Raw genomic sequence first — 17026 nt, 5'->3', positions numbered from 1 at the left:
CAAGCCCCCTCTCGCATCTTTTTCTACCCCAGTCCGGTTATTCCGGCCGTGGGGGGCTCGGTGTTATCCGTGCGGGTGCGGGGGGCATAAGAATTCGGAAAACGTCGCTAGGTTTCCCGAATTCTTGGGCGGGAGGAAAAACCTAGCCCCCCACATCCTTGTACTGAGTGTTTTCCTACTCCAGACCGGTTATCCGAAGCAGGCAGCTGCCTCCGCGCTCATTCCAGGACTGAGATGTCGGTAACCAGCGCCGGGGCGGATTTGTGTCGAGGGGTAGGCTTCGGGCATTAAATCCGTGAAAATGCCAGAGCATTTTCCGGATTTCGGGGCGCGAGACAAAATCCGCCCCAGCGCTTGGGTCGCCGGTTAAGTCAGGTAATAAAAATAGTGCTGGTCTTGACTAAAACGTCAAGACCAGCACTATGTATTTAGTTTTGACTAATCGACAGTTAGCAGGAAGTTACCTGATAGGTGCCGATTATTTGCCTAGCTTTCCGAGAGGAAAGAAGCACCCTGACGAATCTTCTCCCACGGTAATCCGGGGTTTTCATCTAGTTCTTCAAGGGTGACTTTCAGGGGCATACGAGTGTAGCTCCAGTAGGTGTAACCCAATACGATAGGTACTACTACCAGCGCAATCACTAGCATAATCGCCAAAGTGGACTGCGATGAAGAAGCATCCCAAATCGTCAGCGAGAACTTCGGATCTAAGGAGGACTTCATAGCGTTGGGAGCCATGGCGGTAAAGATCCACGCTACTGCACCTGCAATCCCGACGGAGTGAGCGAGCAATGCACCCCATGCGGAGCCGCGAAGCGCCATCAAGACGGTGGCGACAAACGCCAAGGCTGCGATGATTAGCGGAATCCAAGCCATTACCTGGGTGGTGTATAGGAACTGTCCCCACAAAGCGGCAACCGCAACTAGCACGGTGTCTGCAATCGCGAACTTGCCGAGCAGGTTCTTTGCACGGTTCTGAACCTCACCAGTGGTGCGCAGCGCTAAGAAAGCCAAGCCTTGCGTAGCGAATACCAACGCTAGCATTACCCCACCAGCAATGGTGTAGGGGGTTAGTAGCGAGAGGAATACGCTGCCTAGGGGAGCGCCTTGGGAAGTGAAGTTGTGGACGTGCTTGCTGAGGTCAGTAGCTCCCGCAATGGCTTCACCAGGGGTATTGTACTGGGTAACCGCGATGTTCATGCCCTGTACCAGGTTGGCGAAAGCCACTCCGAATAGAACCGGAACCAACCAGGCGACAATGGTCTGCCAAGTGTCCCAGCGACCGCGCCAGGCGGCAGAGGAAACCTTGGTGCGCCACTCAATCGCGCAGATGCGAATGATTAAGCAGAACAGAATCAAGAACAGTGCCAGATACATTCCCGAGAACATGGTGGCGTACCATTCTGGGAAAGCAGCGAAAGTTGCGCCCCCGGCGGTCAGTAACCATACCTCGTTTCCGTCCCAAACGGGACCGAAGGTTTTTTGTACCTGAGTGCGTTCGCGGTCAGTCTTGGCAACCATCGGCATTACCATTCCAGCACCGACACCGAATCCTTCTAGTACCAGATAGCCAGTCCAAAGGACGGCGATCAGGATGAACCAAATTACTTGTAAAGTAGCCATCTGTTTGATCTCCTATCTGTCTAGTAAGCAAAGCTTAGGTTCTTGCCGGCATCCTCGCCATGTACTGCCTTTTCATTGGCGCTGACGTGAATACCTTCCTTTACATAACGCTTAATCAACAGGAACCAGACAACGCCGAGTGCCAGATAGATTAGCGTGAAGCCTAGCAGGGTAACCAGTACTTGCCAGGCGGGAACCGCAAATGAAAGTCCATGCTCTGTGAGCATAAAGACCGAGGACGCATCGACATCCATCTGTACCGGATGGACGATGAAAGGCTGACGTCCCCATTCGGTAAATAGCCAGCCGAAAGTGGTGGCTAAATAGGGCATCGGCAAACACCAGATAGCGAACTTGGCCAGCCCGCTCGACTTGGAAATCTTTCCACCCTTGGTGGCGATTAGACCCCAAATAGCTAGAATCGCCGAGAAGATACCGAAAATCATCATCAAGCGGAAGCTCCAGAAGCTGAACATGATGTTCGGGCTGAAATCGACCGTTTGTGACTGCATATTGTATCCGCGTTGGCTGAGAATTTCAGAGAACAGTGAACCGTACTTTTGGTTCAAAGTGTCCAGACCTTCTACCTTGCCGGTGAAGGAGTTGGTAGCCATGAAGGAGTAGACTCCGGGAACTTCGCCAATCTTGGTGATTTCATCGCATTTTGCGTTCAAAGGACCAAAAGCTGCAATGGTAAAGGGTGCGCCTTCACCGGCGTTTGGCGTCTGACATAGCGCTTCGGCGGCAGCCATCTTTGCAGGCTGATCCTTGGCTACTAGCTGACCTTGAACGTGTCCGGTAACGGCGGTTAGCAGACCGCCAACAATCATAACCAACATGCCAAAGCGGGCAATCGGACGCCAGATATCGCGAGCCTCGGTTTCAGCGCCGGCATTGGCCGAGCGAACCATCCACCAGATAGCAATGCCGGCAACGAAGGTGCCGACCAACAACCAGGAGGTAGACAATACGTGAGTGTAGGCCGCCCAGAGTACCGGGTTAAGCAGTACCTGGAAGAATCCGGATAGGCCATCCAGTTGCGCACGACCGGTTTCCGGATCGAAAGTTGCGCCTACCGGATGCTGCATCCAGGAGTTTGCCCCAATAATCCATAGAGCAGAAGTGTTTACCCCAACGAACACTAGCCAAGCGCAGGTGAGGTGAGCTTTCTTGGATAAACGACCCCAGCCGAAAATCCAAAGTCCCAGGAAGGTGGACTCCATGAAGAAAGAAATAAGAGCCTCACAAGCTAGCGGCGCGCCAAAGATGTCGCCCACGAAGCGGGAGTACTCAGACCAGTTCATACCAAACTGGAATTCTTGCACGATACCGGTAGCTACACCGAGTGCAAAGTTAATTAGGAACAGTTTCCCAAAGAACCGTGTCGCCTTCAGCCAATATTCCTCACCGGTTTTGTGCCATTTGGTTTGCATAATGGCAACTAGGAGGGACATGCCGATGGTGAACGGAACCAGGATGAAATGGTAGACGGTAGTAATACCGAACTGCCATCGCGCCAACATGGTGGCATCTAATGCTGTTGAAGCAATAGTCATTCTGCTCGCCTTTCCGTTTCTAGTCGGTTTAGAAGTCGCTGTAGTTTATGAGCTTGCTTACGCGCAGTCCATAGTGACAGCGTTGTCACTTAGGTTAGCGCGTTTTTAAGCCGGTCGCTAAGGATTTCTCAGGATTCTCTAAGAAAAACCTCGGTTTTACGACAGAATTAAGAATTATGGAATAATGATGATGGTTGGTTTTTGTCGTCGCATCACGGGGAAAACCACTCCAGAGGGACTATTTTCCTAGGAAAACTCTCTGGCGCGGGTAAATGTTTCCGCGTAGACTAAGGCTTCCGTCCTAGAGGGCGGCGTAATATAGGGGACTCGCCGGTGCGGGCGTGTCCAGGTGAGACAAGTGGTGAAAAACCCTAATAATAACGAAACAGTTTTTAATCAAAATAGTGGGATTCTATTTTCTGGACCGACTTTTTCTGCTTCAGAGAAACCGGATTCGGCTCCCAAAGTTCCCCCGCTGCTAACTGCGGCTCCAACTTTTGGGGCTCCGATGTTTGCGGCTGCTCCTGCTCCGGCTGCGGATAATGGCGAGGAGACGCCCTCTAAAAATGAGAAAGCTTCAGGGGGCAAACGCAAGGGGAAGAAAAAGGGCGAGGACGGCTCTGAGGCGACCTCTAAAATTTCAAAAGGTAAGGCAGAAAAGAAAAGCCGTACCTCCAAGAAATCTCGCAAATCAGACGAGGCAGAGACAGTCAGCGAGGCAGATAGCGCCAGTAAGGACGCTCGTTCAGCGCGCGGGGACTCCAAAGCGGACCCTCAAGAGGGTAAGGCGGTTAGTGCTGGTGAACAAGCTGGTGACTTGGAAGCGGCTGGCAGTCACCGTCGGCGTAGAAGGCGCACGCGCGCTAGTGCTGACGCTAGTGACGAAATTGAGCAAGTTAAAGGCTCTACCCGTCTAGAGGCAAAGAAACAGCGTCGCCGGGAGGGGCGTAAAGAGGGGCGGCGCCCGAAAGTTATTACCGAATCCGAGTATTTGGCGCGGCGAGAAGCGGTTGAGCGCACTATGCTAATCCGTTCTAAGGGCGGGCTCAATCAGATAGCTGTTCTAGAAGATAATGTCCTGGTTGAACATTATGTTTCCCGTCATACTCAAACTACGATGGTGGGCTCGGTTTATCGCGGAAAGGTACAAAACGTCCTTCCCTCTATGGAGGCGGCTTTCGTCGATTTAGGGCGCGGACGTAACGCGGTTCTTTATGCGGGGGAAGTCAATTGGGACGTCGCGGGAATGAAAGGTCGTCCTCGCCGCATTGAAGAGGCATTGAAACCGGGGGATTCGGTTACCGTTCAGGTAACAAAAGATCCGATTGGTCACAAGGGTGCACGTCTGACTTCTCAAATTACTTTGCCGGGACGTTTTCTGGTGCTGGTTCCAGGCGGATCTATGACCGGGATTTCTCGCAAACTTCCCGAGGGTGAGCGGCGACGTTTGAAGAAGCTCCTTAAAGTAATTGTCCCTAAGGATTTCGGGGTGATTATTAGGACGGCAGCTGAGGGAGCCAGCGAGGAACAGCTTCGTCAAGATGTGCAGCGCTTACAAAAACAGTGGGAGAAAATAGAAAAGAACGCTGCGTCCTCTAAATCTGCGCCCTATTTGCTGCACGGAGAGCCAGAACTAGCTTTGCGGGTAGTTCGAGACGTGTTTAACGAGGATTTCCAAAAGCTGGTGGTGCAAGGCAGGGATACTTTTAGCCAAGTCGATTCCTACGTCAAGGAATATGCTCCTGACCTGCAAGAGCGAGTAGAACAATGGGTGGGGACGGACGATATTTTCGCCGCTCATCGAGGTGATGAACAGCTGGCCAAGGGAATGGATCGTAAGGTCTGGTTGCCCTCGGGGGGTTATCTGATTATCGACCGCACCGAAGCTATGACCGTGATTGATGTGAATACCGGTAAATATACGGGTGCGGGCGGTACTTTAGAGGAAACTGTTACCCGCAATAATCTAGAGTCTGCTGAGGAAATCGTTCGTCAGCTGCGACTGCGCGATATTGGCGGAATTATTGTTATCGACTTTGTCGATATGGTGCTCGAATCTAACCGTGACTTGGTTTTACGGCGTTTGGTGGAATGTTTAGGACGTGACCGCACCCGGCATCAGGTTACGGAGGTTACCTCTTTGGGCTTGGTGCAGATGACCCGTAAACGGGTAGGTGAAGGGCTGGTAGAGGCGTTTTCAAGTCCCTGTGAACATTGTGAAGGGCGCGGGTTTATTGTCCATAGTCAGCCGGTGGAAAACGGTTCTAATTGTGACGAGAATTTGGGTTCGGTAAATCAAAAACGGGAAGCTAAAGAGGAAAAGCGTTCGCAAACCGATTCAAAGAATCGCGCCTCTATGGCAAAGGTAGCCGCGGCGGCCAGCAAGGCTCATGACGAGCAGTTAGAGTTAGAAACCGGTGAGCAGGAATCTCCGGCAGAGACGGCAGAGGGGGATAACCCCGCCCAACCTCAGGATGATAACGCTGCTAAAGCTGGCTTTAATTTGAACAAGGCATCTAAAGAGGATGATAAGGGTGTTGCCGTGCAGGTTGCATCGGTTGAGCAGCAAACGGAAGTATCTGAACAGCCGGCAGTAGCGAAACCGGAATCTAAAAAGGTCGAGCGCGGCTTAAGAGGGCAGGCGCGGGCAGCAGCTACCTCTGGGACAGTTACCCCTTCTTCCCAGGCAGCGGTGATGACTATTCAAAGTGCGGGCGCCGCTAAAGCTATTAGCTTAGAGCAATTGGGGGCAGGTGCTCCTACCTGGGAAAAGAAAAACGAAACGGATACAGACTCAGGGGGGCAGGAGCCTCGGCGTCATGCCGCTGTAACCGGCTAGGGTTTGGATAAGGATATACGTTTCTCCCGCCGCCTTTTAGGGCGGCGGGAGAAATATTTTCAGGCAGCAGATAACTTCAAAATCTCATAATGTGAATGTTTTCGTCCGACAGGTGGCGGATGGGATTACTTTGGCTCTAAGTAATTGCGCTCAGGTGATTGCTTGTCCCATCAATAAGGAGTTGAAATGTCTGAAAAGGTTTCGCAGTCTAATGCGTCCGATAAGACCAGCCGACAGTCGTGGGGGACACAATATGGATTTCTGATTGCGGCGATTGGCTCTGCAATCGGTTTGGGAAATATTTGGCGTTTCCCCGGTGTCGCCTATCAAAACGGTGGCGGTGCGTTCATTGTTCCCTACCTGATTGCGCTACTAGCTATTGGGCTGCCGATGCTAATGCTGGACTACGCGATTGGTCACAAGTTTCGCGGTTCTCCTCCACTGGCACTAGCCAGGGTAAATAGGCGAACTGAAGCCGTGGGCTGGTGGCAGGTCGGCGTGTGCTTCTTTATTGTCGTTTACTATGCGGCGATTATCGCCTGGGCGCTGCGCTATACAGTTTTTTCTTTCACTCGCGCTTGGGGAAATGACCCTGCCGGATTCTTTTCCGACAAGTTCTTGCAGGCTCGCGACACGACCTCTATTTCGATTACTCCCGTTTGGGGGATAGCTCTCCCTTTGATTTTGGTTTGGGTAGTTACCATTGTGTTAATCGCCCTCGGAGTTTCCCGCGGTATCGAGTGGATTACTAAAATCTGTATTCCGCTGCTGGTGGTGCTGTTTATAGCTATGGTAATCAAGGCATTAACCTTGCCGGGCGCAACCGATGGGTTAAATAAGTTCTTTACCCCCGATTGGAGCGCCCTGTGGAATGGGAAAGTTTGGATAGCAGCAGTTGCCCAAATCTTCTATTCTCTGTCGGTAGGGTTCGGAATCATGATGACTTACGCTTCCTACCTTAAGAAACGGTCTAATCTGACCGGTACCGGTCTAGTTGCCGGTTTTGCTAACTCCTCTTTCGAGGTGCTAGCCGGAATCGGAGTCTTCGCCACCTTGGGATATATGGCACACCTACAGGGAACTTCAGTAGACAAACTGGAAAATATTTCCGGCGTGTCACTCTCTTTTATTACTTTCCCGCAAATCATCAACGAAATGCCTGGAGGCGGGATTTTTGGCGCGCTTTTCTTTGCCTCGCTAGTGCTGGCCGGGATTACCTCAATGGTGTCCCTAGTACAGGTGGTAGCTGGGGCTTTCCAAGACAAGATTGGTTGGACTTCCAAACAAGCCTCGGTGATTCTCGGGATAGTGTTAGCGGTGGTCTCGGTGTTCTTCTTTGGAACTACCACGGGGCTCGCTGCCCTAGACACAGTCGATAACTACATCAACACTATCGGGGTAGTAGGAGCGGCGCTTTCACTGTGCGTAATCGTAACGGTGGTTACTCCCTCCCTACGTTCCCTGCGGGTTCATTTGAACGTAACTTCCTCCGTGAAAGCCGGTAAATGGTGGGAGGGACTCATCGGGTTTGTAATCCCGGTGCTCCTAGTGTTCATGCTGGTACCGAACCTGGTGGACTTAATTTCTAACGGTTACGGAGACTATCCGCGCTGGTGGACAAATACCTTCGGTTGGGCAATGTTAGGGATTCTCTTGGTATTCTCGCTGGTTATGCCCCGCTTAAAGTGGCATAAGAGCGCGGAAATATCGCCCTCGTTCAACCTAGAAAACGTGGACTGGAACAAGGAGGAAGACTAGCTATGACTGGTGAAGCTATATTGATGATGCTGGTCGCCATCCTAGTGATTTGGGGCGGCCTGGTGGGGTCGGTAGTGGCGCTGCGGCGGGTGGATCCGCCCTATCAAAAAGGTGAAGACTATTCCGCAACCGACTTTAACCCTCACCCCGGATTAACAGAAGCTGACTTTGTGGAAAAACAAGCTCAAGAGGGCGAGGAAGCAGTTAAAGCCAGCAAAGGCTAGCTTAGAGCTAGGCAGCTAACCTTATATGGCGCGCAAGGAACTCTTGCGCGCCATAATCTTTTATCACTAGGCGTTGCGTCGCCAGGTTATTGCCGGGCAGGAGTGCCTTTTAGTGCTTGGATAACTCCGTAACAGGCGACTGCTCCCGCAGCTGCCACATTTAAGGAATCCACCCCGTGACTGAGCGGTATCTTAACTAGGTAATCGCAACTGTTCAAAGCTCTTTTAGTCATCCCCGGGCCCTCAGTGCCTAACACTAGGGCAACTTTAGGATTTTCACCCGCTTGAACTTTGGTACTTAAAGACGCGCAAAAATCCGGCAGCAAAACTGCTGTCGGACTAAGAGCCAATCCCGCAACCATAAAGCCTTTCTCTTTCAGGCAGGAGATATCTGGCCAAGCATCAATCCTGGTCCAGGGCAAAGAAAATACTGTACCCATCGACACCCTAACTGCCCGGCGGTAAAGCGGGTCTGCACAATTGGGGCTGGTAAGAACGGCATCAAAGCCCATAGCGGCCGCTGAGCGGATAGCCGCTCCCACATTGGTGTGATCAACCAAATCCTCTAATATCAACACCGCTCGCGAACCTTTTAACACTTCCTGTAAAGAAGGCAGAACCGGTCGTTCCATAGCTGCGATAGCCCCCCGATGCATTCGAAACCCGGTTAGCTTCGTTAGCAGTTGCTCATCAGCTACAAAAATCGGAAGTTTTGCAGCATCAACACCTAAAACATCGTGTAAACGTCCTATCCAATGCCGGTTAGTCAAAACTGAGCGAGGTCGGTGACCGGCCGCTAGTGCCCTTTCAATTACCGAAAAACTTTCCGCTAAATAAAGTCCGTGTTCAGCCTCGAAACTTTTACGCAAGTTCACGTCTTTTAGCTGGGTAAAATCCCGGATTCGCGGATCAGATAAATCGGTTATAGAAATCAACACCCATCTATCCTAAGGCTTTACGTTGGCAAAGAGTTTTCCACATTTTTAACTTTTTCTCTTTATCCTTACCGGTTTATCTAGCGGTTTCCTCTTAAAAAAATATGCGCGAAAGTGACAGGAAACGATTAACAATTAAAGGAGAAACTATGGCAACTACCTCTTCGCCGACCCGAAAATCCGCAAGTTGTGATGTGGGACAGCGTCTTAACGGAAGTGAACTGTTTTCTCTGTCCACTCCGGAGTTTTTAGGAGCACAAGGTGATAAAACTCTTCTAAAAATGCTGCAAGACGATCCGGAACTGCCCTCTGGTCTTTACGGGCCACTCGGCTGGGTTGCGCAAACAAAAATTCCGTTAATCCTAAAGGACTATTTGGCAGCTGGGCAGGGTATCGGTGACTATCAACGATTTCATGGATTAGAAGCTGCAGGGGCGCGAAAACTATTGGATGCTCTTCCCAGAATAGCCCTGGCAGACCGGCAAAATGATGCCCCAACCTTGTTAGCCTTCCTTAACGCCTGTATTGCTAATCCTGGCAGGGTCTATTTATCGGGGTATCTCATCGGTTCTTCGCGCTGGGACGAACGGGTCAGCGTAGACACCATGTTTATTGTGGAACCATCAGCCGAGGAGGCTCTAGAGCCCAACCCGGATGAGGCTCGACAAATCTGGCGTAGCTACCAGAGTAAACTCTCGCTCGGGCAAGCCTTAGCGCCAGATGAACTCTACAGCGCAGATCCGCGTTGGGCCTATCCTGGCTGGTGCCTGTGGTGGGATTAGGGACTAAAACCATATCTAGAACTGGGGTGAGCGATATTGCTGCCAGGATTTAAGCACCTGGGGCTGCTATTAAGTAGAATCGAGGACGTGCTATACCGTTTCGTATTTAATCACTGGATTTCACGGCTTGATGCCGAAAAATGTCACAACGCCACTATGAAAACCCTGCATTTAATCTCGCAAGTTCCGGGACTAACCTCTGTGCTGAGAGTATTTTTCTCCGGTTCAGTTGGCTCTTATAGCAGCGGTTGGGTATGTAACGCTGAGGGACTGAAAGGCTTAGCTAGACCAGTTCCCGGATACTTAGGGCTAGCTGCGGGAATGGATAAGGATGCGTTAGCTCCTGCCCAGTTCGCTGCTTTTGGTTTTGCTTTTGTAGAGGTAGGGACAGTAACTCCTCGTCCTCAACCCGGAAACGATAAGCCTCGTCTCTGGCGGATACTACCTTTGCGAGCAGTACGAAACCGGATGGGGTTCAATAATCGAGGAGCCGAAGAAATGGCGCGGCGTTTACATAAGCTACGTAGCAGCCGGGCAGGTCGTAGCCTAGTTTTAGGGGTGAATCTGGGAAAAAATAAGACTACTGACCTGAACGACGCGGTTGAAGATTACCGTATCTCGGCTTGTTTATTAGCTAAATACGCTGACTACCTGGTAATTAATGTTTCTTCCCCCAATACGCCTGGGTTGCGCAGCTTGCAATCAACAGCTCAGTTACGGCAAATCGCGCAGGCAGTAATCACTAGCGCACGTAAAAGCGCTAACCGGGTAGTTCCAGTGCTGGTCAAACTGGCTCCCGACCTGGAAGATGCGCAACTGATAGAGCTAGCTGACCTGGTTAAAGAAGTGGGACTTGCCGGAGTAATCGCCACCAACACCACCATTAACCATGATTATGGCGAGGGCGGGCTATCGGGAGCCCCCTTAAAAGAACGGGCTTTGCAAGTGGTTCGCCTGTTACGTGCCCAAATAGGTGAAGACTATTTGATTATCGGATGTGGCGGAATTGAAGATGCTGCTAGCGCTCGGGAGTTTCTGGACGCTGGAGCCGACCTGTTAGAAGCCTTTACCGCCATGATTTATCAAGGTCCAAGTTTCGCCGGTCGGATTAATAAGCAGCTCAGTGCAGATTTGCCAGCCCTACCGTTACGCAGGGCTGGCAAAGCGTGAAACCACTTAGGCTCGCGAGAGCATATAGGCACGAATGTCGCCAGCGTATTCACTAATATCGGGACGCGGCCCGCGCGGGCCAGAAGGGCGAGGACGGCGCATTCTGCGCGGACTTGCCAGGCGCATCAGAATATAACGCCCGTTTCCTTTCTTTACCCGTTTATCGCCCTCGGTAACTCCAAGGAGCGCCCGATTGATAATCACAGTGGTCACCACGGCTTCAATAATCGCCAGTAGCAGCAAACCCCACATGCTGAACAGTAAAATCGCATTTAGCTGTTGGTTACGTGAAAAAGCAATCGACAAAATCAAGAAAGCCAAGACTACCGGCATAAACAGCTCTCCGATAGCAAAACGGGCATCCACAAAATCACGGATATAGCGGCGAATTGGTCCCTGATCGTTATAGGGCAGATAACGCTCATCACCGGTACCATCCAGGGCGGCTTGCTGTTTCTTATAGATTCGGTCGCGCTGCTCGCGACGACGCTTACGGGCTTCTTTCTTATCAACCACTAAGGGGCGCCGATTTTTAGCTTCCGCAACTTTGCGCTTAGGGGTGGGGTGTCCCTTGCCGTCACCCTTTTCAGCTAGTGCTGGGCTATCTTCGACTTTTTCTTTTCCAAAAAGTTTCACCCATCCAGGTTATCTAGCCAGAGCGGGCATAGGAAATCTGGATCAGGTATCTGTTCGCCCTATGTGCGAGCGTTCTTTACTAAAGCCGGGAATAACAGGGTAACCTGGCAACTATGAGCGATATTTTGAAAATGAAAGCAGCTTCCCAAAGCGTTTTTGATGATGTAAAAACCCAGTTAGCAAACTTGGTGTCTATCCCGTCAGTTTCCTCAACCTCGCGTGAGCAAGTCGAAAAATCAGCCCGCCAGGTAGCGGAATTATTTGGCTCTTTGGGAATAGAAACCCAAATAAAGACCGCCCCCACCGGCAGTGGGGAAGAAGGAATGCCAGCAGTTATTGCCCGCAAAATAGTTAGCCCGGAAGCTAAAACCGTGCTGCTTTACGCCCACCACGATGTACAACCGGCCGGTCCGCTAGAACGCTGGAACACGGATCCGTTTGTTGCCACCGAAAAGGACGGTCGCCTCTATGGGCGGGGCACTTCTGATGACGGAGCTGGGGTGATGGTTCACTATGGGGCTCTGGCTGCTCTAGGACAAGATTGTCCCGTCAATGTAACTTGTTTCATTGAAGGAGAGGAAGAGATAGGTTCGCCCTCGTTTAGGAACTTTATTGAAAAATATCGAGAAGAGTTAGCGGCAGACGTAATTATTGTGTGCGACTCCGATAACTGGAGAGTAGGCGAACCAGCGCTTACTGCCAGCCTGCGGGGGGTTGCCAGCCTAGATGTGAAAATAAAAGTAATGGATTCTGCCCTGCATTCGGGGGCGTTCGGCGGTCCGATTCTGGATGCGGTTACAGTCGCCAGTTTGCTACTAGCAAAATGCTATAACGAGGACGGATCCCTGGCTGTCCCCGGTCTGGGTGGCTCTACCAGCGCTGATGTTCACTATCCAGAACAGTTATTTAAGAGTGATGCCGGGTTAGTTGCTAGCTACCAGTTAGCCGGAAAAGGCGACGTTGCGGCTCGTCTGTGGAATCAGCCCGCTCTATGCGTTATCGGTTGGGATCAGCGTTCGCGGGCCGAAAGCGCAAACGCCCTCATGCCGGAAACCTGCTTGCGACTATCATTAAGAACCGCTCCCGGTACCGATAGTGAGCAGTGCGCCCAGGCATTAGCCAGTTTCTTACAAGAAAACGTACCTTTTGGGGCGCAAATCGAAACCGAAATCCTAGAGTGCGGTCCGTCCTATCAAGCCCAAGTGTCACCGGCAGAAAAGGATATGAAATGGGCTCTATCTGCTGCCTGGGATAAAGAGGCAGTCGATATTGGGTGTGGGGGAGCAATCCCCATGACCGCTGACCTGGCGCAAGTGTTCCCACAGGCAGATATTTTGATAACCGGGGTGGAAGATCCTGCCACTAACGCCCATTCAGAAAATGAATCCCAAGACTTGGGGGATTTGCAAAAAGCGATTTGTGCCGAGGCTCTATTCCTATCCCGACTAGGTGGGCAACTTTAAGTGCAGATAATTGTTGCCACCTCCGCAACCAAAAATGCGCGCGGAAAAGATTTAGGGGAAGCATTTAAAGTTGGGTGGCATGGGCATCGCTCTGGCGACAACTTACAGGTAGTTCCGTACTCCTACGATTTTTCCGAAGTCAGTGCAAGCTGCGAAGTTGGGGATTTATTTGCAAATACCACTGACCCTTTCCAGGTGGGAAGCCAACTGCCGGCACTACTAGAGAAGAAATGCCCAATTTATTTGCCCGCATGCCAAACAACCGGAAGTCTACAAAGCGAATATCTGCCAAATAGCGCCCTCACCCCACCCGCACATCGGAAATTATCAGATTTTCCCGACCTATTAATTTCCGGTATCGCCAAATCCTACGGCGAGAAGCAACCAAGCGCGCAAACCTGGGAAAACTTGGCGCACGTCCTCAGGAATACTTCAGTAGTCTCCGCAAGCCAAAAACCCTTGTTATCAAGTTCCGGAGTGCTATCTGAAATCGCAAAAACCGACCCCGAGACAGCCCAGAAAACCAAGGAAAACTGGGAGAAGATATTACGAAAAGCAGAAGTATTTGGGGCAAGTCGTTATTTTAAGCTCACTAGCCCCACCGCGGGTGCAGAAAATACCCGGCAAAAGCCTCGGGGTCACCTGAGGGGAGGAGGAGCCGGATGGGGCGTAGGGGAGCTATTAGCTAGCCTGGGAGCCAGAATCGATTATGTAGCCGATTTCCTTGATGCTCACACCCGCCTACCCCAGATTTTAGCGAGCGCAGATTTGCTAGTGGCGAATACCGCAGAGCTTTCCCCCTGGAATCTTTCCGGCTCCCCGCTGGAACACCTATGCAAGTTATCCGCCCCCACTGGAATTCCCATAGTGGTAGTTACCAGTGAAAATAACCTTAGTCGGGGAGAGTCAGCCGAGATGGGAATTGACGGGATATATCAATTTCCCACCGATATTGCGGGAATGAAACAGGCAGGACTTCGCTTAGCGCGTACCTGGTCGCGATAGCCAGCAGGGGTAAGGTTGGACTAGGCTAAGGAAAGACTTAAATATACTAAACGAGCTATTAGGGAGAGCCATGAGCGAAGAACAAGCTGAAAAAACAGCTTCCCACAAAGTTACCCTCACCGAAGCGGCCACTAAAAAAGTGCAATCCTTGTTAGAACAAGAAGGGCGTGACGACCTGCGCCTGAGGATTGCGGTACAACCTGGCGGCTGCTCGGGGCTAATCTATCAGCTTTATTTTGATGAGCGTCTCCTTGACGGTGACGCAGTTGAAGAATTTGCTCCCGGGGTAGAGGTAGTCGTCGATAAAATGTCGAACCCCTATCTAGAGGGCGCATCAATCGATTATGCGGACACAATCGAGCGGCAAGGCTTCACTATTGATAATCCAAATGCGGTAGGTTCTTGCGCCTGCGGTCAATCATTCCACTAGAATCATTCCCCTCAAACAGTCAGGACTTAACCGTGAAACATAGACTATCTTCCTCGCTTGCCTCCCTCTGCCTGATGGGAGGACTGCTGTGCGCTTCCCTTACTGCCTGTAGCAGTGACAAGTCACAATTCGGGGTGACAGTAGAAGGCGAATACGGCAAAACCCCCACGGTGAGCGCCGGCAAAGGGGACGCCCCTAAAGAACTCAAAGTTGCCACCTTAAAAGAAGGTAAAGGCGCTTCCTGTGGCTCCGGAGCGGTGCTGCAGGTTAATTATCATGGGCAACTATGGAATGGTAAAAAGTTCGATTCTAGTTTCGACCGGGGAACCCCGGCAGTATTTTCCCTGAAACAGGTGGTTGCTGGTTGGGGGCAAGGGCTTAAAGATGCCAAACCAGGGTCGCGTACCCTGTTAGTTATTCCCCCCGACCTTGGGTACGGTAACCAGGCAACTGGAGATATTCCCGCTGGATCCACCCTAGTATTTGTGGTTGATACCCTGAAATGTTTATCTGCCGCCCAAATGAAGCAAGGTGAACAAGACCTAGCAAAAGCGAAGGCTACCTCCCAGACTTTGCCAGGACTGGAAGTAAGCGGCAACCTGGGGGCAAAACCCACCTTAAAGGTAAGCACCGACAAATTACCTAAAGACCGTACGGTGACCGCCCTAGCACAGGGGACCGGGGCAGCTCTCAAAGCTGATGACGTGGTGGTAGTGCATCAAAGCTGGCTTGATCAATCAGGAAAAACTGTCTCCACCTGGGACAGCCAAACCCCGATGCCCCTACAAGGCGAAAAAACTCTTGCCCAACTGGGGTTAGATAAAGAGTTAGCTGGTAAAACTATCGGTTCGCGTTTAGCTTTAAGTACCCAGCAAAATGGGCAAGCGGTAGCGTTCGTAATGGATATTGTAGGAACCCTTTAGACAACTAATTGCCTTAACTCCTATGAATATTTGCTTAGCTAATCGCCGCGAGGGAACACTATCCCTTAGGGTAAAGACAGTTGTCCTCGCATTTAGCACTATTATCAGTCTGCTTATGCTATCCGGGTGCTCCTCCGGTTCTGCCGATACTTCAGCTGCGGCAGTTGAAGGAAAATTTCCGGCAGTATCTGGGGAATTGGGGACAGCTCCCCAAATGGAAGCCGGAGTCGGACAGCCTCCCTCCGATTTGCAGGTGCGGGTGCTTCACGAGGGCGAGGGGCGAAAAGTAACCGAAAAAGACCAGGTGCTAATGGATACCTTGGGGAACCTGTGGGACGGGAAAACCGTGATGAGTACCTTCCGAATCGGGGACTCTGCCCAAGGGTATGCGATGAGTGAAGTGATTGCCGGTTGGAAACAGGGACTTATCGGGAAAAACCTAGGTTCAAGAGTGCAGCTTACCGTTCCACCCAATCTTGGTTTTCAAGGAGAAGCCGCAAAAAGGATTCCCGCGAACTCCACTATGGTTTTCGTGATTGACCTGGTCAGCGCGATGGACTTGAGTGATGTTTCCGCCCTGAAACAAGCTAAGAAAATAGAAAAGTCTTTCCAAAAGCTACCTAAAGGGCTAAAAATTACCGGAGAACCCGGTACTAAGCCGCAAGTCAGTATAGATGCGAATATGCCAGTGCCCAAGGCAAAACAGGTGATAATGCTGTATCAAGGTAAAGGGGAAAACCTGGAGCCTGATGATTTCCCCGGGGTACATTTGACCGCAGCTACCTATGAAAACGGTAAATGGTCGCCGGTGTCTAGCTCTTGGCCCAGTGGAAAAATGGTGTCCACCCCCTCTACCGTGCAGGTAACTCCCCAATTTTTAGGGGTACCAGTTGGTTCCCGGATAGTGATGCTAGAACCGGCTGAGGGCGAGCGCCAAGGTGCGAAAGCCCATCCGGCACGGATTGCTATCTACGACATTGGTGCTAAGCAGACCAGCACCCGCCTCGGGTGACCGTTTTATACTGATTGTAAAATCCGGGGTTGCTTGGTAAAAGCAGTCCGGGGATCCGTGACCGGCTTTGTAGGGGCGATGCGGTGAGGTGGTTTTCGTCTCGCGCCCAAAGACTTAGAAAAGACTAGACTCTTTTCTAAGTCTTACGCCCGCCTAGCCTAATCGGCATAAATCCTCCTCTCCGCTCTCCCTAAATAGCGTGTCCCTCTCATATCTTTTACCGGCTGCGCCCCCCTCGCCATAAATCTGCCCCTAAGCGCTACGTTACCGCTGCGGGGCTGGCTCGGTAAAAGCACTCCGGGGACCCCGTGACCTGCTGCGCAGGTCAAGCCCCGTTCGTATCTTTTACCGACCGCGCCCCTTGATGTTCCGAAATCCTGTCCCTCGGCATAAAACAGCCCCTCGCATCTGCCTGGACGAAACTTTCCCCCTGCTTTTCCTGTCATTACTTCCGCATATTTACCCGCCGCGCCCTTTTTGCTGACGTTTTGACCCTCCCGGTGCGGTTGCGCCCTCAGAAGATGGGAATTGTGGGCGTAATTGGGGTGGTTTGCCGGGATTGGGAGGGTGGTTTTGTCTCGGGAGGGCGGAAACGGCGCGTACTGCTGCAATCGGGAGGGTGATTTTGCCTGTGGAGGGTGGAATGGTTGGAAGATTGATTAAAACTGCT

At 51.5% G+C, this 17026-nt stretch carries 15 protein-coding genes; 10 read left to right on the top strand and 5 right to left on the bottom strand.

All coding sequences use genetic code 11. The features are described from left to right. Window positions 1–486 precede the first annotated feature (486 nt). Together cydB and QZT94_RS05120 are read right to left on the bottom strand one after the other, a co-directional pair. Window positions 487–1623 carry a cytochrome d ubiquinol oxidase subunit II gene (cydB, locus tag QZT94_RS05125; RefSeq protein ID WP_296760922.1) on the bottom strand — a complete coding sequence of 379 codons (1137 nt, stop codon included), beginning with the start codon at window positions 1621–1623 and terminating at the stop codon, window positions 487–489. Window positions 1624–1643: 20 nt separating this feature from the next. Then, window positions 1644–3179 carry a cytochrome ubiquinol oxidase subunit I gene (locus tag QZT94_RS05120; RefSeq protein ID WP_072509375.1) on the bottom strand — a complete coding sequence of 512 codons (1536 nt, stop codon included), beginning with the start codon at window positions 3177–3179 and terminating at the stop codon, window positions 1644–1646. 508 nt (window positions 3180–3687) lie between these two features. Here QZT94_RS05120 and QZT94_RS05115 point away from each other — a divergent pair. From QZT94_RS05115 to QZT94_RS05105, 3 genes are all read left to right on the top strand, one after another. Then, window positions 3688–6018, top strand: a complete 2331-nt coding sequence (locus QZT94_RS05115; protein ID WP_296773246.1) for an Rne/Rng family ribonuclease — start codon at window positions 3688–3690, stop codon at window positions 6016–6018. 186 nt (window positions 6019–6204) lie between these two features. Then, window positions 6205–7776 (top strand): sodium-dependent transporter, encoded by a 1572-nt coding sequence (locus QZT94_RS05110; protein WP_270625543.1) that lies wholly within the window; start codon window positions 6205–6207, stop codon window positions 7774–7776. Window positions 7777–7778: 2 nt separating this feature from the next. Continuing rightward, window positions 7779–8000 carry a methionine/alanine import family NSS transporter small subunit gene (locus QZT94_RS05105; RefSeq protein ID WP_270625545.1) on the top strand — a complete coding sequence of 74 codons (222 nt, stop codon included), beginning with the start codon at window positions 7779–7781 and terminating at the stop codon, window positions 7998–8000. Between the two features lie 86 nt (window positions 8001–8086). Here QZT94_RS05105 and QZT94_RS05100 read toward each other — a convergent pair whose 3' ends face one another. Beyond that, a complete protein-coding gene (locus tag QZT94_RS05100; protein ID WP_296760918.1) occupies window positions 8087–8938 on the bottom strand; it encodes an RNA methyltransferase in 852 nt (283 codons plus the stop codon). Window positions 8939–9084: 146 nt separating this feature from the next. Here QZT94_RS05100 and QZT94_RS05095 point away from each other — a divergent pair, with 146 nt between their 5' ends. Together QZT94_RS05095 and QZT94_RS05090 are read left to right on the top strand one after the other, a co-directional pair. Continuing rightward, a complete protein-coding gene (locus QZT94_RS05095) occupies window positions 9085–9717 on the top strand; it encodes a hypothetical protein (protein ID WP_296760917.1) in 633 nt (210 codons plus the stop codon). A gap of 36 nt (window positions 9718–9753) precedes the next feature. Beyond that, window positions 9754–10887 (top strand): quinone-dependent dihydroorotate dehydrogenase, encoded by a 1134-nt coding sequence (locus QZT94_RS05090; RefSeq protein WP_296760915.1) that lies wholly within the window; start codon window positions 9754–9756, stop codon window positions 10885–10887. Window positions 10888–10893: 6 nt separating this feature from the next. On the opposite strand, the gene QZT94_RS05085 is transcribed toward QZT94_RS05090, so the two are convergent. Beyond that, on the bottom strand, window positions 10894–11523 hold the full coding sequence (locus QZT94_RS05085; RefSeq protein WP_270625551.1) for a DUF3043 domain-containing protein: 630 nt from the start codon (window positions 11521–11523) through the stop codon (window positions 10894–10896). A gap of 113 nt (window positions 11524–11636) precedes the next feature. On the opposite strand from QZT94_RS05085, the gene QZT94_RS05080 reads away from it, so the two are divergent. From QZT94_RS05080 to QZT94_RS05060, 5 genes are all read left to right on the top strand, one after another. Next, complete coding sequence (locus QZT94_RS05080) at window positions 11637–12986, top strand: M20/M25/M40 family metallo-hydrolase (RefSeq protein ID WP_296760913.1); 1350 nt, start codon at window positions 11637–11639, stop codon at window positions 12984–12986. Next, window positions 12987–13991: a hypothetical protein gene (locus QZT94_RS05075; protein WP_296760911.1), complete on the top strand. Its 1005-nt coding sequence runs from the start codon at window positions 12987–12989 to the stop codon at window positions 13989–13991. 70 nt (window positions 13992–14061) lie between these two features. Further along, complete coding sequence (locus tag QZT94_RS05070; protein WP_270625554.1) at window positions 14062–14421, top strand: iron-sulfur cluster assembly accessory protein; 360 nt, start codon at window positions 14062–14064, stop codon at window positions 14419–14421. A 32-nt stretch (window positions 14422–14453) separates the two neighbouring features. Then, window positions 14454–15344, top strand: a complete 891-nt coding sequence (locus QZT94_RS05065; RefSeq protein WP_296760909.1) for an FKBP-type peptidyl-prolyl cis-trans isomerase — start codon at window positions 14454–14456, stop codon at window positions 15342–15344. A 22-nt stretch (window positions 15345–15366) separates the two neighbouring features. Continuing rightward, on the top strand, window positions 15367–16356 hold the full coding sequence (locus QZT94_RS05060; protein ID WP_296760907.1) for an FKBP-type peptidyl-prolyl cis-trans isomerase: 990 nt from the start codon (window positions 15367–15369) through the stop codon (window positions 16354–16356). Between the two features lie 459 nt (window positions 16357–16815). On the opposite strand, the gene QZT94_RS05055 is transcribed toward QZT94_RS05060, so the two are convergent. Then, on the bottom strand, window positions 16816–17026 hold a 211-nt coding region (locus QZT94_RS05055), incomplete at its 5' end, for a hypothetical protein (protein ID WP_296773243.1).

The organism is Varibaculum sp. (assembly GCF_008661855.1).
Taxonomy (GTDB): Bacteria; Actinomycetota; Actinomycetes; order Actinomycetales; family Actinomycetaceae; genus Varibaculum; species Varibaculum timonense_A.
This window is presented reverse-complemented; position numbering and strand designations above follow the sequence as displayed.